The organism is Salinimicrobium sp. TIG7-5_MAKvit (genome assembly GCF_049569215.1).
Taxonomy (GTDB): Bacteria; Bacteroidota; Bacteroidia; order Flavobacteriales; family Flavobacteriaceae; genus Salinimicrobium; species Salinimicrobium profundisediminis.
Genome location: NZ_CP145903.1, coordinates 3,698,302 through 3,718,918, shown reverse-complemented (window position 1 = coordinate 3,718,918; position 20,617 = coordinate 3,698,302). Strand labels below are relative to the sequence as shown.

Genomic DNA, 20,617 nt, shown 5'->3' with positions numbered 1-20,617 from the left:
GCTTAACTGATGTAATTCCAGATATTCTTCTCCTTTATGAGCTGGGAGTAAGTGTAATTAACTATCTTATTTTTCTCAAGTTCCAGGCCTGGATCTTCTTTTAGAAGTTGCAATGCGTAATGTCTTGCAGTCTTCAGGATGTCATTATCTTTTACAATATCGGCAATCTTCAGGTTGAGTACGCCGCTTTGTTGGGTGCCCATTAGGTCACCGGGCCCTCGCAATTTAAGGTCTACTTCAGCAATTTCAAATCCGTCGGCAGTGCGAACCATGGTTTCAAGGCGGGTCTTGCTGTCGTTAGAAAGTTTATGACCGGTCATAAGGATACAAAAACTCTGTTCGGCGCCCCGGCCCACGCGGCCTCTTAGCTGGTGTAGCTGTGAAAGCCCAAATCGCTCTGCACTTTCTATGATCATCACACTGGCATTGGGCACATTCACCCCAACCTCAATTACTGTGGTGGCTACCATGATCTGCGTTTCGCCCTTTACAAACCTGTCCATTTCATGATCTTTATCGGCAGGTTTCATTTGCCCGTGCAAAATGGAAATCTGGAACTCGGGCATGGGAAATTCGCGGGCAATACTTTCATAACCGTCCATGAGATCTTTGTAATCCATGGTTTCCGATTCCTGGATGAGCGGATACACAATATAAATTTGTCTTCCTTTTCTAATTTCATCCCGAATAAAAGCAAAGACCTTAAGCCTGTTACTGTCATACCGGTGTACAGTCTTGATTTCTTTTCTTCCCGGGGGCAATTCGTCAATTACAGAAATATCCAGGTCACCGTAGAGGCTCATCGCGAGCGTTCGCGGTATTGGGGTGGCGGTCATCACCAGCACGTGGGGCGGCAGGTGGTTCTTCTTCCAGAGCCTCGCTCTTTGTGCAACACCAAACCTGTGCTGCTCATCAATAATGGCCAGGCCAAGATTCTGAAATTTAACTTTTTCCTCGAGCAGCGCATGGGTGCCTATCAGGAGATGTAATTCTCCACTTTCCAAAGCCGCATGAATTTCTTTTCTTTCTGAAGTTTTTGTGGAGCCGGTGAGTAGTTTAACCTTGATTCCCAGATCAGTAACAAGTTCTGATATCCCGTTAAAGTGTTGGGTAGCCAAAATTTCGGTGGGGGCCATTAAGCAGGCCTGAAATCCGTTATCCAGGGCCAGCAACACACTCATCAAAGCGACAATTGTTTTTCCCGATCCCACATCTCCCTGCAGCAAACGGTTCATTTGGGCACCGCTGCCCAGGTCTTTGCGAATCTCTTTGATTACTCTTTTTTGTGCGTTGGTAAGCTCAAAAGGAAGGTGCTTTTCATAAAACTCGCTGAAATGTGACCCCACTTCTTCAAAAGGAAAACCTTTGATCTTTTTCTTCCTTATCAGGTTCTTGATCAACAACTGAATTTGTATGTAAAAAAGCTCTTCAAACTTTAAACGGAACTGCGCCTTTGCCAGTAACTCCTGGCTCTTCGGAAAATGAGCATTAAAAAGTGCCTCGGCTTTGGGTAATAAATGAAGTTCCTCTATAATGTCCTTCGGAAGTGGATCAACAAATTTATTGCCGCTCTCCAAAAAAAGTTGCTGTACGCAGCGGCTAAAAACCCTGTTGGTAATGCCCGATTTTCCTAATCTTTCTGTAGAAGGGTACACAGGTTGCATGGCGGTGCGCAGGTTCTTTTTATAATCTTCAACCAGCTCCATCTCGGGGTGTGGCATGCTAAAAAGGCCATTGTACCAGGAAGTTTTCCCAAAGATCACATACGGAGTGTTGAGCTTCAGGTTTTCACGAATCCATTTTTGACCGCGAAACCATACCAGCTCCATCTTTCCGGTATCGTCAACAAAATCGGCTACCAGGCGTTTTCCTTTCTTTTGTTCCACCGTTCGCATGTGTACTATTTTTCCCACGATTTGCACTTCCGAAGAATTCCTTTCCAGCTGGGCAATCTTGTAAAACCGGGTTTTATCGAGGTAGCGGTTTGGAAAAAAGTTAAGCAGGTCACCATAAGTGTTCACTCCAATCTCCTTCCGCAGAATTTCTGCCCGGTTTGGGCCTATACCTTTTAGATAGTCAATGGGAGTATGCAACAGTGGTGGATTCATGGAAACGAAGATAAAAAAAAGCCTTTTAGGAAGGTAAGTTTTTACAGGTTTGAGCAGGTAGTGTATATTTGAACAATGAAAAGCTCCTTTTTTCTTGTTCTGGCGATAGTAATTAGCACTGCGACCTACGCACAACAGTCGGCGGCTGTAGATTTCAAACATCTAAATGCCGAAATAAGTATTTACCCCTCAAAAAAGGCAGTTTCAGGGAAAATTCTTTTCAAATTTGACATTTTAGAGGCTGTAGATTCAATCTTTATTGATGCCCGAAAAATGGCATTTTCGGATGTGCTTCTGAATGGTAAGAAAGTTAACTTCGGAAGTGATCAAAAGAAATTCTGGATCACCGGAAATTTTTCTCCCGCACAAGATCAGCAACTTCAGCTGAAATATTCGGCTACACCCGGTCAAACCCTTTATTTTATTCCGAAGAAGTCCGAAGCAGCAGGGCAGCAGGATTACCAGGTTTGGACGCAGGGCCAGGGAAAATACACTTCTCACTGGCTACCAAGTTTTGATGATACTTCAGAAAAACTTGAATTTGACCTCACGTACATCTATCCTTCCGGCAAAACGCTGATCTCTAATGGAAGTTTAGTGGCTTCAGAAAAGATCAACGACACACTTACGCGGTGGGAATTTGATATGAGAAACCCGATGAGCAGCTATCTTGTTGCGATGGCAGCGGGAGACTTTAAAGGGGTGAGGCATATTGAAAATGATATTCCCATGATCTTTTATTATCCCGAAGGCATGGAGGAGAGGGTGGAACCCACCTACAGGCATACCGGCTTTATGATGGATTTTTTTCAGAAGGAAACCGGCGTGGCATATCCATGGCAGAATTACAAACAGGTTCCTGTCCGTGATTTTTTATACTCCGGGATGGAGAACACCGGCACTACGATTTTTTCAGACATTTTTCTTGTAGATTCTATAGGCTATCACGACCAGAATTATGTGAATGTGAATGCTCATGAGCTGGCCCATCAATGGTTTGGAAATCTTGTAACGGCGGCTTTCCATGAAGATCACTGGCTGCAGGAAGGCTTTGCGACCTATTATGCTTTACTTGCCGAAAAGGAAATTTTTGGGGAAGATTATTATTACCGGAAACTCTTTAAAACCGCTGAAGAGCTAAAGGAATTAAGTGACAGGGGCAAGGGGGAAGCCGTAGCTGCCAAAAATGGCAGTTCTCTTACATATTACCAGAAAGGGGCGTGGGCTTTGCATATTTTGAACGAGAAAATAGGAAAGAAAGCTTTTGACACGGGAGTAAAGAATTTTCTTGAAAAGTATAAATATTCAATCGCCACCACTCAAGATCTTATAGATGAAATGGAAGCTGCCAGTGGGCAGGACCTTTCAGGTTTTGTTAATGACTGGCTGAAGCAATCGGCTTTCCAGGGAACACAGGCGCTGGAATCTTTACAAAAATCTCCTTTTATTCAGAAATACCTTGCATTGGCTGCGGTCAAACCATTGCCTGTTTCAGAAAAAAGAAATTTGTTACTGCAGGCACTCAGTTTTCCGGTAAACGATTACCTGGGGCAGGAAGCGGTACTGCAGCTGGCCCTGGAAGATACTGTGCTGGTAAGTGACCTTTATAAAAAGTCATTTTCAAGCGGAAATCTTTATACCAGGCAGGCCATAGCTTTTACATTACAAAATGTGCCACAGCAACTAAAACCGGAATATGAATCTCTGCTGAATGATGCGTCTTACCTCACCCAGGAAATGGCGCTCTACAACCTGTGGATGTCTTTTCCCGAAGACAGAGTGGCTTACCTGCGAAAAATGGCAAATACCGAAGGCTTTCTTGACAAGAACATCAGGACCCTTTGGCTAACGCTGGCCCTCGCTACTCCGGGATTTAAAATGGCTTCTAAAAACGAGTATATTGAAGAACTGAGGAGTTATACGGCTCCTCATTCCCGTTTCCAGGTGCGGGAAAGAGCGTTTGGATTCCTGTACCAGTTAATTGCTTTTGATGAGCAGAGTTTAGTCAATCTCAAAGATGCCACCACTCACCCGAACTACAGGTTCAGGGAATTTGCCAAAGAGTTGCTCAAAACTTTACAGGAAGCAGAAGGTCGGTAGTTATAGACTGTAGTTGGTAGTCTGTAGTTGGTAGTCTGTAGCTGGTATTCTGTAGACCTTAAACTTTAAACTTTAAACTTTAAACTTTGAACCTTGAGCATTGAACCTTGAACTAATTCTTTGGCGGAGTGATCATGATATGAGCGCGATGGGTACCGGGATCCATGATCCAGGGCATTCCAGGCGCGAATGGTTTTTCGGGTAGTCCTGTAGATTCGGCTGTGGCATAGGGAATATAGATCACATACCTGAAGTGCCCGTCGGTGAGTTCTCCGGTTGCAGCATTGTAGTTTTCTTCACTACCGGTAAGGATTGTGGTCATTGCCGGGGAATCGGTTAAAGACAGGGAACCGGCTTCAGCTTCTCTTTTTCTTGTTTCCCGCTTTTCCATTTCCCCTGTTCCCTGGGCAGCAAGTTCCCTGCCGCGGGCCATAAATGGTTCCAGTTTGTTGGAATAACAAGACACATTAATTCCTTTTTGAGCTGGATCATCGGCCAGGCATATCAGGTGGTTTGTGCCCTCACGTAAAACGATCATTTCTCCCTGTTCATTAAAGCCATAGACCATTGCACCGTCACGAAGTTCTTCGGGGGCTGCAAGTGTTGCAGTCTTTATCTGGATCTCTGCCGGCAGCACCTTGGTCTGGGCGGTTAGAATTGATGTAAAAAGTAGCAAAAAAATGACCTGAATTTTTCTCATAACCTCAATATTTAAATGTGGAACAGACTTAAAGATAGAAAAAGAAGCTGAACTTGCCGGCTATCTCTCTTTATAATAGGATTTTGACACAACATTACAGCCTGAACTTTAAAAAGTGCAGGTCATGAAAAAATTAATACATTGAGATCTTTGGAGGGAAAATTTCTCGTGAGTAGATTAAAAAAGAATAAGTTAAAGATGCGGTATTTAGGGCCGGTTGCCTGAAATCATTATTCAAAGAAATTTTGGTAATCTCTGGTTTCAGTCTTGAGACTTCTAATTTCTTCAATACTCTTTTTAATCTTCAATCGCTGCTTTCGGTTATTTATCAGTAGGAGGATAAGTAATAAAATAACTATTCCGGCAATACCAGTAAGAAAGTATTCCATAATTGTTTCAAAGTTATGACTGTAAAGCTAACTTAAAAAATACATAAAGCCTTCATGGAAATTCTTAAAATATTGTTATTCAGACCTATTAATTCCAGTCCAGCAATCTTTGCTCGCCATCAATTTTTTTAATATCGGTGATATCCTGAGACATTTCAATAACCCCTCGATATGTTTTTTGAGCGTCACGTACCGCAAAGTACCTGATGTAAATTAGCCTGCCTTTAAAGTTTATCCAGAAGGAGGCTTCATTTTTATTTCCTTTTTTAAACTCGTCCAGAATTTTTAATACCGTACCTACACTTTTGGGAGGGTGGCAGAATTTTACTTCCCTGCCTATAATTCCGGCGCTTCGCGGAAATACACGTTCTTCACCACGATTATAAAAGATCACTTTATCATTTTCATCAACATAAGTAAGATCGAGAGGCATGGTCTTTAACAGCAGGTTCACCTGGTCTACGGTCATATAGCCCTCGTCATAATGGGAGGCGTTTTCGGTATCAAAAGAAAGTTCCCTTTTGGTATGGTCCTGGGAGGGGTGAATGTATTCCTCTTCCTCTGTTTCAGGATATTTTGGAGGATGGGACGGAAGCATCCATCCAATTTCTTCTTCACCTTTGCGCACGTTTTTCCAGTCTTCTTCGGTAAGTAAACTGAGAGCGTTCGGGAAAAGCACATTTTCTTCAACCAGCAGGAGCCTGAAAATACTGCTTACCAGGTACTGCGCATCCCGGGAAACTTCAGTAAATTCCCTGGCTTCAATATTTTTTCTAAGCAGCCGGAATTGCTCCCGAATAGTGTCGTGAAAAGACCACATATTTTTGGAAGGGCCTGTCCAGCCCTTTTGTTCAAGTACAGGGAAAAGCTGATTTTCTTTGCGTTCAAAACGACGCTCTATCTGCTGAAGCTGATTAAATATATTGTAGAATTTCTGACCTTCGGCTTCGGAACTTGTGTCCATTAGCTCCTGACCTAACTTCTGTATCAATTCTTTTTCTTCGGAATATATAGTAACGGGATGCCCCTTTGGTAATGCTGAAATTTCTGTGCTTGCGCTCATGATCCATCAATTTTCAGCAAAGAAAACGGATAAAATTGTCCTGATTTATGACCCAGGTCACATGAAGAATTTATTCCGAAGATTTCGTCATGAAGTTCCATGGTTTATGAGCCAGGTAAACATACGAGGTGTCAAAAATGCCATTTTTGACACCTCGTATTTTATGCTCTCACCCTAACTGGTTTAAGATTCAAACCCTAAAAAGCCAAGGCTGAGATTAGAGCAATTTTTTGATGTCTTTTTCCAGGCCCGAGGGTTTTGTGGTGGGCGCAAATCTTTTGACGGGTTTGCCGTCGCGGTCAATCAGGAATTTTGTGAAGTTCCATTTGATCTTGCTGCCTAAAATGCTTCCGAGTTCTTTCTTGAGGTACTTGAAAAGAGGATGTGCATTGTCGCCGTTCACCTCTATCTTAGAGAACATCGGGAAGGTGACCCCGTAATTCACCACACAGCCTTCAGCAATCGATTTTTCGTCACCCGGTTCCTGTTTTCCGAATTGATTGCAGGGAAAGCCAAGGATTTCGAGCCCTTGATCCCGGTAATTCTTATAGAGCGCTTCAAGACCTTCAAATTGCGGGGTAAGGCCACATTCTGAGGCAGTATTTACTATCAGTACTACTTTTCCTTTATACTGCTCCATCGAAACATCATTAGCCTGTAAATCTTTTGCGGTGAAATTGTAAAACTGACTCATAAAAATACCTTTTTGTAAAGGTAAGAGATTTAGCCTTAGCTAAAAACATGCCGCTAAATCACTTCATTATAGAGATCAACCTATTGTGAGTGCATAAAGCCACAAACGAGGGCATTCTTTAGTAGATTTTGGCAGGAACCTATTGAGTAGAGTAGAAATGATTATAAAAAACGAAACCCGATAGTTTGAATTTCTTCAGGGACAATCGGGAATAAGATAGATTAAACATGATGCAATAGTTGAACAAACAAGTTATAGTTTCTTCGACAACACTTATTGGTGCTACAGGCAATCAGGTATGCCCGCTCAACTATTTTTATGATATATTATTTCTCCCGGAATAAGATGACCGGGATCATATTTTCCTTTCAAAAATGACATTTTCTTTGCCACATAATTCTGCCGGGTGGAACAATCTGCTGCGGCTACTATTTATTGGAGAAAGCTCATGAACAAGAATTCAGGAAAAATGGAATTAATGGCACCTGCGGGAAATTTTGAATCCCTCCAGGCTGCTTTAGATAACGGTGCAGATGCTATTTATTTTGGCGTAGATCAACTCAACATGAGGGCCAGGGCTTCTATAAATTTCACCATGGACGATCTACCCGAGATCGTGAAAAGATGTGAAGAGAAAGGCGTTCGCAGCTATCTTACCTTGAACACCATTGTTTACGATCATGACCTTTCCCTAATTAAAAACCTGCTTTCCGCAGCAAAATCGGCGGGAATTACGGCCGTGATTGCCAGTGACCAGGCAGTGATCTCTTCGGCTCGAAGTATGGGTATTGATGTGCATATTTCAACGCAACTCAATATTACTAATATTGAAACCGTAAAGTTTTACAGTCTTTTTGCTGAAACTATGGTGCTTTCGCGGGAACTGAGTTTGAGACAGGTTAAGAAAATCACCGAAGAGATTCAAAAAGAGCAAATTAAAGGCCCTTCCGGGGAACTCGTAAAGGTGGAGATCTTTGGTCACGGTGCACTATGTATGGCTGTTTCGGGGAAGTGTTATTTGAGCCTGCATTCGCATAACTCTTCGGCCAATCGCGGGGCGTGTAAGCAAAATTGCCGGAAGAAATACACGGTTATCGATCAGGAATCGGGTTTTGAAGTTGAGATCGATAATGAATATATGATGTCTCCAAAAGACTTGTGTACTATCAACTTTTTGGATGAAGTGAAAGATTCGGGGGTGAAAATTCTCAAGATTGAAGGTCGTGGCCGGGCTCCGGAATATGTGGCTACAGTGACAAAAGCTTATCGTGAAGCAATAGATTCTCTGGATTACAATACTTTTTCCGAAGAAAAGGTGGCAGATTGGATGGAGCGGCTAAGTACCGTGTATAACCGCGGATTTTGGAGCGGGTATTACCTGGGCCAAAAAATGGGGGAATGGAGCAAAACTTCAGGCTCACAGGCTACACAAAAGAAAGTTTATGTGGGCAAGGGAGTACATTACTTTCCAAAAGCCGGAATTGCCGAGTTCAAAATTGAAGCTTATGATATTAAAAAAGGAGACAAAATACTGGTTACCGGGCCAAGTACCGGTGCACAGGAATTTGAGCTGGAAGAAATGTTTGTGAACGACCTGCTTTCAGAAAAAGCAGGAAAAGGCGACAGCTGTACCATTAAAGTTCCATTTAGGGTGAGGCTTTCAGATAAGCTCTATAAAATGGTGGAAGCTTAATGGTTATAGTCACCCTGCAACGGAATAAGTGCATTGGCTGCAATTACTGTGTAGAACTTGCGCCGGGGCAATTCCAGATGTCCAAAAAAGATGGAAAAAGCGTTTTGCTGAAGTCGAACGACCGCAAAGGTTTCCATACCCTGAAGTCGACAGATCATTCTATTCAGGAACCTTGCAAGGCAGCTGCAAAAGCCTGCCCTGTAAAGATCATTTCAGTAAAAGAGAGGTAAGAAAAAAGGCTGTCTAAAAAGTCATTTTACGCACCCTTTTATAATTTGGGATGAGGATCAATAACTGTAGAGACAGCCTTATATGCTTCTTCAGAAGGGGATTACTTCAGAAGAAATCAACCGGTATTTTTCAATCCGCTGGCAAGTGCAGTGGTAATTTGTAACAAATGCGTTACGAGTTTATCATCTTTTGTGCTCCCTTTTGTTTTTCTCCATTCCTCCAGATTCTTTATTTGCAGGCGGTGAAGGGAAATTAAAGCATCATTACGGCGGTTAAGGTTATCTAAGAGGCTTTGTCTTCTTTGTTGCCTGCTTCGGTCAAACATGGCATCAATCTCCTGCAGGCCATTAGAATGTTCAGCCTTAATAGTTTCGGTGAGCTCGGTTCTTACGCGCTCATCTTTTACAAGAGAGGCATAAGCTTCCATCACTTCGGGTTCGGCGTTCATAATGTTAGTTTCTACCTGTATCAATATGTACCTCAGGAAAGGCCATTCCTGTGAAACTTCTCTTAGCTGCCGGTAGTAATCTGGATTTTCAGATTTCAATCTTTGTAAAGCATAGCTAATTCCAAACCAGCCGGTAATATTGAACCTGGATTGGTTCCAGCTAAACACCCACGGGATTGCCCGTAAGTCATTGAGCGTTCTTGTACCGGTACGTCTTGCAGGACGGGAACCAATTTTGCTCAATTCCAGTACGTCTATTGGTGTAGCCTCGCCATAGAAACTTAAGAATGCCGGGTGGGCAATAAGCTCCTGATATCTCTCTTTGGAATATTCGGCCAGCTGCCTCAAAGCATCAATTGGATAATTCTTCTTTTTGGCCGGGTACATCCTGTTGCCTGTTTGCAGCGCAGATCCAGACAACAACATTTCAAGGTTGTAGGTTGCTGTAAGCAAATTGGCGAACTGCTGTGCGATGGTCTCTCCCTGTACAGTAAGTTTCATTTCACCGCTCATACTTCCTGAGGGCATACTTTCAAGGAAACGGTGATATTTACCGCCACCCCTGCTTATTGTCCCTCCAATACCATGGAAGAACCGTAGTTCTTTACCAAGCCTGTCTGCCGTTTCGGTAAGGGTTTTCTCGGCACGATAAATATTCCATCGGCTGGCAATGATACCTCCGTCTTTGTTACTGTCACTATACCCCAGCATAACTTCCTGTGGACTTTCACTGTGGTTAGAATAAGCCGGATGGGTGAGGAAGCTTTCCAAAATTTCTCCGGAAGCTTTTAAGTCATCTATGGTCTCAAATAACGGAACCACCTGGAAGGTCTTCCTGTCGATACCAACTTCCCTAAAGAACAGGTAAACTACCAGAAGGTCACTTAACTGCCGCGTCATACTTACAATAAAAGAGCCCACGCCGTGCGGCCCGTATTTATCGGTATGTTTCTTCACCACTTTGTAGCTGTCCAGCACCTGGTCTGCTTCTGGTCCAAAAGACCGTCCTGTAATAGCAAACGGTCGCTCGTGCTGTAGTTCTTCAGAAATGAATTTTATACGTTCTTCTTCAGTCCAGCTGCGGTAATCGGTAAGATCAGGAAATGCCACCCGCAGCATTTGTTCCATTGCCTTATCGTGAAATTCGCTGTTTTGCCTTATGTCGAGTCTTGCGAGGTGAAAACCAAAGCATTCTACCATGCGCTGCACGGGGAATAGCAAATCATCAACAATGCGTTTTGCACCAATTTCGAGGAGGCTGTCTTTAAGCAGTTCCAGGTCTTCCATAAGGTCTTCGGGGCGCCTGTAGCTGTTTTTAAGATCATCATCTACCCTGGTATGCTCCAGCTTTAGGGCAATAAGGCTCACAAATTGCCGCCATGGTTCGTGCGGATTTCGTTCAAGTGCTTTGCTGCCTTCTTCTGCCAGGCTTTGAGCCATTTCTTCAATGGCTTGCTGTAAGGGTTTGGAAGCTTTATTGCTGATCCCTGAGAAGCTCATGCCTGCGGCGAGATGCTCCAGTTGCTCGTGCACCAGGAGAAGAGCCGATTTACGGTGTTCAGTCAGTGTAGATTTTGTAACAGAGGCGGTTACATAAGGATGGCCATCACGGTCTCCACCTACCCAGGTTCCAAATTGCAGGCCGGGAAAGCGAAGCGTTTCAGGATTAAAGCCCATGTTGATCCAGCTCTGCTTAAGCTGAATATCACTCTTTTTTAATACCTGCGGAAAAACTTTGCTGAAGTAGTGCATTACATTACTTCTTTCCATTTCTACAGTGGGCTTTTTGAGGTACACCTCGCCGGTGCGCCACCATCTTTCCAGAAGGGTTTTAATATCCTGGGCTATAATGTTCCTTTCAGTAAAAGAATAGGAAGTGTTTTCCAGTTTTATGAGGTTGAGGTATATTTCCCTGTGCAGCTCAAGAATGGAAATCCTTTTAGTTTCTGTAGGATGTGCCGTAAGAACCGGAATTAACTTCACCTTGGTGATGATCTCCTGCATTTGATGTTCACTAAGGCCCTGGGATTTCCAGCGTTGAAAGGTCTCGCTCCAGGAACCCCGGATAGATTCCATCCCGTTGCTGTCGGTTAGTTTTCGGCGGTATTGTACTGCGGCATTTTCTTCTACCAGGTTCATGAGTTGGAGATAGATGCTAAGCACCTGGATTTGCTTTTCTTCGAGCGCAAGATTACTGGAGAAGGCATCCTTGAGATCCTCATGTCTGGTCAATAAGCTGGCAAGTTCATGCTCTCCCAGATCCTTGAGGACCTGCTGGAAGCAATCTGTAAGAAATTGCATGTCCTGCTCAATTTTAGTAAATACTTTCGTATTAGGGGTATTGTTCATTTTCATAGGGTTTTTGAGTACTCTATTTGAACTCCCAATTTAGGAAATTGTTAACGATTTTTGGCCTTTTTGCCCGACAAAAATTTCCTTTGCTGCCTTTATTTACAGGCTTTTTCGGAATAATGGCAGTGACCACGATTGCGAAAACGTTATAGGTGTTTCCGTAAAATTTGTTACCTTTTAAATAGATAAAAAAGACTTTCTATGAAGACCGAAACATATCATTTTAAAGATGACGGATCAATTCCGAATAATAAACTTCCTGTCATTATATATAAAGGTGTTTTTTCAGCAAGAGGAGATGAAGCGGCACAGTGGCTGGAAAAGAAATTTGCTGAAAACAACTGGGAAAATTCGTGGAGAAACGGAGTTTTCGATTATCACCATTACCACAGTAACACTCATGAAGTCCTGGGAGTGTATGCGGGAGAAGCTTTGCTGCAACTGGGGGGCGAAAAAGGGCAAAAACTGAAGTTGTTTGCCGGAGATGTGATTATAATTCCTGCCGGGGTAGCTCATAAGAATCTTGGAAGCAATGATTTTTCAGTAGTGGGTGCCTATCCCGAAGGAAGGTCGCACGCCATGAACGTAGGGAAACAAGAGGAACGCCCACAGGCAGATGAAAATATTGCAAAAGTGCCAATTCCGAAGTTTGACCCCATAGAAGGAATGGAAGGTGCATAAATAAAAATTTGGGACGCACCTAAATAATTCCTTTTTATTGATTCTGAGATAAATATGACGTGCTTTAGAATTCATTTTGCCGCATCACACGAAATAATTACGACTAAAACGATTGAAGCAACAATTTTTTAATACTAATTTAACCTTTTGATATGCTGGTACTTAGTGTTTAAGATTTACTTTCGTTCAGATCAAATTACCTAAGTATTTAAGAGCGCTATATATGAATAATTTTCTTTTTGTTGCTTCAGAGAATGATGCCATTGCCAACTGTAAAGTAGGAGGGGTAGGAGATGTTATTCGCGACGTTCCAAAACAGATTTCAGAGCGTGGAGATCGGGTGCACGTTGTGGTTCCATCTTATTCCAGGCTCCACGAAAGTGGAACTTTTAAGGCCTCACTTCAGCTAAATTTACGCGGAATATCTTATACCGCACAACTCTATGAGGTGCCGGCCAAAGAAGAAGATAAGAACATTAGCCACTATGTAATTCACCACCCCGAAATAGAAATGGGAAACCTTGGGGGCATTTACCATCATGATCCCTTTGAGCCATTTTATAGTGACGTTATTAAATATACCATCTTTTGTACAGCGGTAGCCGAAGCAATTAAACAAAAGCACTTCGGAAAGCTTGATATTGTGCACCTGCACGACTGGCATTCCAGTTTATTGTTGTTCCTAAAAAATTATCATCCGCAGTATTCCTGTCTTAAGAAGAACAGGTTTGTTTACTGTATACACAACCTGGCATTACAGGGAATTCGGCCGTTTGAAAATAATTATTCTTCCCTGCAAAACTGGTTTCCGCAACTCGAAATAGATCGTGAAGCTTTGAAAGATCCAAGATATGCCGATTGTTTTAACCTTATGGCTATTGGAATAAGATATGCCGATGCTGTACATACCGTTTCACCTTCCTACAAGCAGGATGTGCTTTTGCCCAGCGCTGCTCCCGAATTTATTGGTGGTGAAGGCTTAGAAAATGATTTAAGACAGGCCGACCGCGAAGGTCGTTTTCACGGTATTCTCAATGGATCAGATTATCGTCCTGAAACCCTGGTGAAAAAAAACCGGTTGTTCCCCAATATTGCTACTGCCATCTTTAAACAACTTCAGAAGGAACAGGATAGGGAAAAAGCAGCTTTTTTGGCACATACAGGAGAGAAGATCGTTCCTTTTCTGAAGAAAAAACCAAACTTTATAAGTGCCAGTGTGGCGAGGCTTACTGAACAAAAGTTCTATTTCTTTAAGCGCTCTCCCGAAGCTCTTTTGGAAATTCTTGACAGGCTGGAAGAAGTCAATGGCATTTATGTACTTCTTGGTACCGGAGCGGCCGATTATGAGCAGTTGTTGCGGGATATAAGCTATAAAAGAAAGAATTTCATTTTCATCAATGCCCAGTGCGAGCAGGTGGTGAATTCTATCTACAGAGATTCTGACCTTTATTTTATGCCAAGCCTTTTTGAACCTTGCGGGATTAGCCAAATGCTTGCCATGAGAAACGGGCAGCCCTGCCTGGTGCACCATACCGGCGGACTTAAAGATACGGTACAGCATGTTCACACAGGTTTCGCCTTTGATGGCAAAACCTACGATGAGAAAGTTTATAACATGGTAGAAAGTTTTAAAGAAGCTCTTTATTTCTTTGAAAATGATAAGACTGTGTGGAAACAGATAGGCCTCAACGCGCGTAGAATGCGATTTACCTGGAAGAAATCTGTAGATGAATACTATAAACTTCTTTACACATTCAATCCTGCCGACGTAAGGGTAGCCTGATGAAAATTTTGGGCTAAAAACCTTTTCAGTTTAGGGTTTTATAATTTTTCCTGATAATTTCAGAAAAGCAGTTTTCTTTTCCTGAGTTTATCAGGAATTTTTTTATTGCTTTGAAGTAAATTTCAGGTTTCAAAAAAGGATTGTGAAAATGCCATTTTTGGAACCTTAGCATAATTCAGCTTAAATTTTAGGGACTGGTTTTCAGTAGATTTCACTAAAACACGAACTCATATTTTATATTTAGTATTTTTTCCCCTTCCGAAAACCTTATAGGTATTTTAATGCCTCAATCTTTTTCTATTAATTTTTGTTAGTACCCGGAAAAGTATATTTTTGCCGCCTCTTATGACGAGCACAAAACAAATATCCGTTTCACCGGTTACTCCGCCCTGAGATAATTTTCCTTCTCACTTTCCTCCCTTTTTCACATGGGGAGTTCCTTTCTATTATTAATTTTTTTTGACAACATTTAGATGAAAAAGATCTTCAACCTGTTTGATTTTTCACAAAAAGTAGATTATAAAATTGAAATTCTTGCGGGTCTCACTGTAGCACTCGCGCTTATCCCCGAAGCTGTTGCTTTTGCGATGATAGCCGGACTTTCTCCTTTAACAGGGCTTTACGCAGCTTTTGTTATGGGGCTGGTAACTTCTATTTTGGGTGGTCGCCCCGGAATGATTTCTGGTGCCACAGGAGCAGTCGCCGTTGTTATTGCTGCTCTGGCCGTATCGCACGGGGTAGAATATGTTTTTGCCACAGTAGTCTTAGCAGGAATCCTGCAAATCCTGGCAGGAGTGCTAAAACTTGGAAAACTCATCAGGATGGTGCCACATTCGGTGATATTCGGGTTTGTGAATGGCCTGGCCATTATCATCTTCACCTCTCAGTTAGACCAGTTCAAGACAGTTAACGAAGCAGGAGAACTTGTTTGGATGACTGGCGAAAGTTTGTACATCTTGCTGGCACTTGTACTGCTTACAATGGTTATCATCTGGGGATTACCCAAGCTTACAAAGGTATTTCCATCTTCGCTTGCTGCAATTCTGGCAATTTTTGGCATTGTGGCACTTCTGGGAATTGACACCAAAACCGTGGGAGATATCGCATCGATAAAAGGAGGGTTCCCACCGTTTCACATTCCAATGGTGCCGTTTACATGGGAGGCTATCGTTCTTATCTTTCCTTATGCAGCAATAATGGCTGGGGTAGGACTTATTGAAAGCCTGTTGACCCTTAACATTGTTGATGAGATCACCGAAACCCGCGGCCGTGGAAATAAAGAGTGTGTGGCTCAGGGTACTGCCAATATTTTATCGGGCTTCTTTTCTGGAATGGGAGGTTGCGCCATGATTGGTCAAAGTCTTATCAACGTTTCTTCGGGTGCAAGAGCACGACTTTCAGGAATTATTGCAGCGGTAATGCTCCTTGTGTTTGTAATGTTTGCCGCAGATGTTATTGAGCTTCTTCCTATGGCAGCGCTTACCGGCGTAATGATCATGGTTTCGATAGGTACTTTTGAGTGGGCAAGTTTGAGAACTTTCCGCAGAATGCCAAAGAGTGATGTGCTGGTAATGGTGCTGGTAACTTTTGTGACAGTAGTACTTCACAACCTCGCACTGGCAGTGCTGGTGGGAGTAATTATTTCGGCCCTTGTCTTTGCCTGGGACAATGCCAAGAGAATCCGTGCCCGTAAATATATGGACGATAAAGGCGTGAAACACTACGAGATTTACGGACCGCTTTTCTTCGGAAGTGTGGCTGCTTTCAATGAGAAGTTTGATGTGCTGGGAGATCCTGAGGAAGTGATTATCGATTTTTCTGAAAGCCGGGTGGTAGATATGTCGGGGATTGAAGCTTTAAACAAGCTTACCGAACGTTACCTGAAACAGGGTAAAAAACTGCATCTTAGGTATTTGAGTCGGGACTGCCGGCAACTTCTAAGAAATGCCGATGAGATCATAGAGGTAAATATTCTTGAAGATCCTACCTACAAAGTGGCTGTAGAGAGGTAGATGCTTTAAGCTGAAAAAACTAAAATTCTATTCCCTCTCTCAGTTCAATTCGTGCTGTGAGAGGGATTTTTTGAAGCCAGATACTTCAGAGGTCCTTTTATTTTCTAAAGCTTAATTCTTAAAATAGTATTTCAGGAAGATGATTACTGCTTTTTTCAGTAGAAAATTTAGTTTTTGTTAGAGGGATTTGAAATAACTGAGCCAAAAATTCACTTTTTACCAGATTTAATTCCTAAATTAAAATCAAAAGTAATTTTTGATATGAAATCCAGAGATGTAGAAGATTTAGAGTTCGATCCTCTTCCCTCGATAATGAATAAAGCGCTGCGCGTAAACCTCAATGAAAATATCTACGGCACCTTTGCCGAAATTGGTGCGGGGCAGGAGACTGTGCGTAATTTTTTTAGAGCAGGAGGAGCATCGGGTACCATTGCGAAGACCATGAGTGCCTATGATAAAGATTTTAGCGACGCCATCTACGGTATTGAATCTGATGCGCGCTATGTGACCGAGGCAAGATTAAAAAGCATGCTTAGGTATGAAACCGATCTTCTTGAACAAAGAATTTTGAGGGAAAAACATCCCGATAAACTCTTCTTTAGTTATGCCAATACAGTTGCTACTATAGATTTTGCCAAGAAATATAAAGGCCACGGCTGGTTGGGGATTAGATTTCAGACTAAGCCAGAAGAAGAATTCAGTGAGATCATTATTCATGTTCAGTTTCATGAGAATAATGCCGGGCTGCAGCAAATCACCCTGGGCACCATGGGTACGAATTTGATCTACGGGGCCTTTTATCAGTATGATAAGCCCAAAGTGCTTTTGCAACATTTATATGATCATCTCAACAATGATCAGGTAGAGATTGATATGATCAATTTTACAGGGCCTGTTTTTAAAGATGTAGACAACCGCCTTATGAGCCTGCAGCTGGTAAAGAATGGGATGACCCAGGCCGTGATGTTCGCTTCAACCGGAAACAACGTACTTCCGGCCAATGAACTTTACAAAAAGAATATCCTCACCCTTAGGGGTAGCTTCAGGCCTGTTACCAAAGTGAATATGAACATGTTTGAACAATCCCTCAAATTGTTTCTGAATGAAAAAAAGGTGAGTGAGGAAAAGACCGAAGTTATTTTTGAAATCACACTTTCTAACCTTAGGTCTGAAGGAGATATCGATGAAAAGGATTTTCTCGATCGCGCCGATCTGCTCGGATCTTTAGGACAAATGGTAATGATCTCAAACTTCCAGGAATACTATAAAGTTGTGGAGTATTTCTCTCAGTACACAGCCGAAAGAATGGGGCTTACCATGGGAATAAATACATTTTTGGCACTGTTTGACGAAAAATATTACCGGCACCTTAGCGGGGGAATTCTGGAGGCCTTCGGAAAATTGTTCTTCCGGGACCTAAAGATCTACCTGCACCCGTTAAAAGATCCCGAAACAGGTGAGATCATCACCAGTAATAACCTTAAAGTGCATCCACGAATGAAGGAGTTGTTCAAGTTCTTCAAAGACAACGGCAGGGTGGTGGATATTACTGACTATGATCCTGAAATCCTCGATATTTATTCGAGGGAAGTACATCAAATGATTGTAGATGGGGAACCGGGCTGGGAAGAGATGTTACCGCCAAAGACCACAGAGATGATCAAGGAAAAACGACTCTTTATGTCTCAGGAGTAAATTCATCACCTGTCAAAAATGTCATTTTTGACATCCTTTTCTTCAGAAGAAATTTCAGGATCAGCAGAGATGGTTTCAGCTGAAAAGTCCTAAAGTTATCTTATAACTTAGTTTATTGTGTCAGCATATTTCAATTTTTTCTTATTTTTTGGAAAAAGCAGCTATGAAAAAACACAATAGATCTATAGAGAGTTATTTTGAGTCGGTAGGTGCCGGAGCCAGTGATGTTGGCCTGAGTAAAGAAGACATAAAAAAGGACTTTTTGCATAAACTTTTCTACCATCTTGGAAGAGTGCCTGCCTTAACAACTCCTAACGACCTTTATACTGCTATGGCCCTAACCATACGTGACAGGGCGCTGCGGAAGTTTGTAAGGTCAACCGAAGAGTTCACACAACAAGATGCGCGTGGCGTTGCTTATTTATCGGCCGAGTATCTGCCGGGACCTCACCTGGGAAATAACTTACTCAACCTTCACATTGTAGAGGAAACAAAAGAGGCTTTAGCCGAACTCGATCTTGACCTTGATGAGATCCTGGATCAGGAAGGTGAACCCGGATTGGGTAATGGCGGCCTGGGCAGGCTTGCATCCTGCTTTATGGATTCCCTGGCAACCCTTGGAATACCTTCTATTGGATACGGTATTAGGTATGAATTCGGAATTTTTAAACAGGAGATCAGGGAAGGCTGGCAAATGGAAACTACAGATAAGTGGCTTCATAGCGGCAATCCCTGGGAAATAGTGCGTCCCGAAATTTCTTATGTCGTAAAATTTGGCGGCAGAACAGAGCACCGTACCAATGGGCAGAACCGGTATGAAGTAGACTGGTTACCCGACTCTGAGATCAAAGGTACTGCCTACGATACCCCCATTTTAGGATATCAAAGTAACGGTATCATCATGCGTCTTTGGAAGGCTGAAGCTGTAGAATCCTTTGATTTTTCTGTCTACAACATGGGTGATTATTACCGGGCGGTAGAGAAGAAGCTGCGTTCTGAGAATATTACCAAAGTACTTTACCCAAACGATGAAAATCTTTCGGGAAAGGAATTAAGGCTTAAGCAGCAATACTTCTTTGTGTCCTGTTCCTTACAGGATATGATAAGACTTCACACCACCCAGGGCAGGGAATTAAAGAACTTTCACGAGAAGTTCGCTATTCAGCTTAATGATACCCACCCGTCAATTGCGGTGGCCGAGCTAATGCGTTTGTTGGTAGATGAGCATGAGATGGAATGGGATGAGGCCTGGGACATCACCCGGCAAACCTTTGCTTATACCAATCACACCCTGCTGCCCGAGGCTCTTGAAAAGTGGACGGTTTCCCTCCTCGGAAGAATACTGCCACGGCACCTGGAAATCATTTACGAGATCAACAGCCGCTTTTTGGAAGAATTGAGAGATAAGGGTTATAGTGGTGACCAAATTGCCCGTATGTCTCTTATAGATGAGCAGGGAGAGCCTTCAGTGAGAATGGCCCACCTCGCAACAGTAGGAAGTTTTAAAGTGAACGGTGTTTCTGAACTGCACTCCCGGCTTTTAAAGTCACAGGTGCTGAATGATTTTGCCGATTTATGGCCCGGTAAGTTTACTAATGTTACCAACGGGGTGGCACATCGCCGGTTTGTGGCAGTGAGCAATCCAGGTTTAGCCAATCTTATTTCAGAAAAAATCGGCTCCGGGTGGCTAACAAATCTCAGCAGTCTTAGCGAACTGGAGAAATTTGCCAAAGACGAAAAGTTTCAGCAGCGATGGAGGGATGTAAAACTTCAGAATAAAACAGCTTTAACCCGGTTTATTGAAGAGCAAACCGGGGTGAAGGTAGATCCGGCTATGCTCTTTGACGTGCAGGTAAAAAGGATACATGAGTACAAAAGGCAGCACCTTATGGTGTTGCACATCATTGATCTCTACCTGCGGATCAAAGATGGAAAAACAGAAAATATTGCCCCTTCTACCTTTATTTTTGCCGGAAAAGCGGCACCCGGCTATTTTCTTGCAAAACTGATAATCCGCCTTATCACAGCTGTGGCCGATCTTGTGAATGACGATGAAGAGGTGAACAAGCTTATTAAAGTGGTATTTCTGCCCAATTTCAATGTCAAACAGGCCCAGAGAGTCTATCCCGCTGCCGATCTTTCGGAACAGATCTCGATGGCAGGTAAAGAAGCTTCGGGTACAGGAAATATGAAATTTGCGCTAAACGGGGCGCTAACCATAGGAACTCTTGACGGGGCAAATGTCGAGATACGGGAAGAAGTGGGAGATGAGAATTTCTTTCTGTTTGGGCAAACTACAGAAGAGATACAGCAAACCAGACGTGAAGGTTACAGGCCTTATCAATATTATGAAGAAAATGAAAAAATAAAAAGGGTGCTGGACTTTTTGGTGTCGGGAGAACTTGCGAATGGAGATAAAGAGCTGTTCAAACCTCTTTACAATAATTTACTACAGCAAGATCCATATCAGCTTTTAAAGGATTTTGATTCGTACTGTACTAAAAAAGAGGAAGTTTTTAAAGTTTGGAACGATCAAAAAGAATGGACCAAAAGATCTATTCTGAATGTGGCCAGAATGGGTAAATTTTCTTCAGACCGTTCTATCCAGGATTACTGTGATAGAATATGGCAGGTAAAACCGGTTAAGATCCAGGAATAATTTCAGCAG

The 20,617-nt window shown here is 42.6% G+C and carries 13 protein-coding genes; 8 read left to right on the top strand and 5 right to left on the bottom strand.

What is annotated here, in order from left to right:
• Window positions 1-2: 2 nt before the first annotated feature.
• On the bottom strand, window positions 3-2,108 hold the full coding sequence (gene recG / locus V5739_RS16655; RefSeq protein ID WP_423819094.1) for an ATP-dependent DNA helicase RecG: 2,106 nt from the start codon (window positions 2,106-2,108) through the stop codon (window positions 3-5).
• A gap of 75 nt (window positions 2,109-2,183) precedes the next feature.
• Between recG and V5739_RS16650 the strand changes: the two genes are divergently transcribed.
• The gene (locus V5739_RS16650) at window positions 2,184-4,208 is read left to right on the top strand and encodes a M1 family metallopeptidase (protein ID WP_423819093.1); all 2,025 of its coding nucleotides are present in this window, start codon (window positions 2,184-2,186) and stop codon (window positions 4,206-4,208) included.
• 112 nt (window positions 4,209-4,320) lie between these two features.
• Here the strand turns inward: V5739_RS16650 and V5739_RS16645 are convergent, their stop codons facing one another.
• From V5739_RS16645 to V5739_RS16635, 3 genes are all read right to left on the bottom strand, one after another.
• Window positions 4,321-4,908, bottom strand: coding sequence for a hypothetical protein (locus tag V5739_RS16645; protein WP_423819092.1), 588 nt, complete (start codon window positions 4,906-4,908; stop codon window positions 4,321-4,323).
• A gap of 477 nt (window positions 4,909-5,385) precedes the next feature.
• Window positions 5,386-6,360, bottom strand: coding sequence for a DUF438 domain-containing protein (locus V5739_RS16640; protein WP_423819091.1), 975 nt, complete (start codon window positions 6,358-6,360; stop codon window positions 5,386-5,388).
• A gap of 217 nt (window positions 6,361-6,577) precedes the next feature.
• On the bottom strand, window positions 6,578-7,054 hold the full coding sequence (locus tag V5739_RS16635; RefSeq protein WP_423819090.1) for a glutathione peroxidase: 477 nt from the start codon (window positions 7,052-7,054) through the stop codon (window positions 6,578-6,580).
• Between the two features lie 448 nt (window positions 7,055-7,502).
• Between V5739_RS16635 and V5739_RS16630 the strand changes: the two genes are divergently transcribed.
• Window positions 7,503-8,747 (top strand): peptidase U32 family protein, encoded by a 1,245-nt coding sequence (locus V5739_RS16630; RefSeq protein WP_423820507.1) that lies wholly within the window; start codon window positions 7,503-7,505, stop codon window positions 8,745-8,747.
• On the top strand, window positions 8,747-8,977 hold the full coding sequence (locus V5739_RS16625) for a ferredoxin (protein WP_423819089.1): 231 nt from the start codon (window positions 8,747-8,749) through the stop codon (window positions 8,975-8,977). The genes V5739_RS16630 and V5739_RS16625 overlap by 1 nt, the downstream gene beginning before the upstream one ends.
• A 116-nt stretch (window positions 8,978-9,093) precedes the next feature.
• On the opposite strand, the gene V5739_RS16620 is transcribed toward V5739_RS16625, so the two are convergent.
• The gene (locus tag V5739_RS16620; RefSeq protein ID WP_423819088.1) at window positions 9,094-11,775 is read right to left on the bottom strand and encodes a phosphoenolpyruvate carboxylase; all 2,682 of its coding nucleotides are present in this window, start codon (window positions 11,773-11,775) and stop codon (window positions 9,094-9,096) included.
• 204 nt (window positions 11,776-11,979) lie between these two features.
• On the opposite strand from V5739_RS16620, the gene V5739_RS16615 reads away from it, so the two are divergent.
• From V5739_RS16615 to V5739_RS16595, 5 genes are all read left to right on the top strand, one after another.
• The gene (locus V5739_RS16615) at window positions 11,980-12,459 is read left to right on the top strand and encodes a cupin domain-containing protein (RefSeq protein WP_423819087.1); all 480 of its coding nucleotides are present in this window, start codon (window positions 11,980-11,982) and stop codon (window positions 12,457-12,459) included.
• Window positions 12,460-12,682: 223 nt separating this feature from the next.
• Complete coding sequence (locus V5739_RS16610) at window positions 12,683-14,242, top strand: glycogen synthase (protein WP_266068915.1); 1,560 nt, start codon at window positions 12,683-12,685, stop codon at window positions 14,240-14,242.
• A gap of 473 nt (window positions 14,243-14,715) precedes the next feature.
• On the top strand, window positions 14,716-16,254 hold the full coding sequence (locus V5739_RS16605) for a SulP family inorganic anion transporter (RefSeq protein ID WP_345598701.1): 1,539 nt from the start codon (window positions 14,716-14,718) through the stop codon (window positions 16,252-16,254).
• Window positions 16,255-16,515: 261 nt separating this feature from the next.
• Window positions 16,516-17,949 (top strand): TonB-dependent receptor, encoded by a 1,434-nt coding sequence (locus V5739_RS16600; RefSeq protein WP_423819086.1) that lies wholly within the window; start codon window positions 16,516-16,518, stop codon window positions 17,947-17,949.
• Between the two features lie 163 nt (window positions 17,950-18,112).
• Window positions 18,113-20,608, top strand: coding sequence for a glycogen/starch/alpha-glucan phosphorylase (locus tag V5739_RS16595; protein ID WP_423819085.1), 2,496 nt, complete (start codon window positions 18,113-18,115; stop codon window positions 20,606-20,608).
• The last annotated feature ends 9 nt before the right edge of the window (window positions 20,609-20,617 follow it).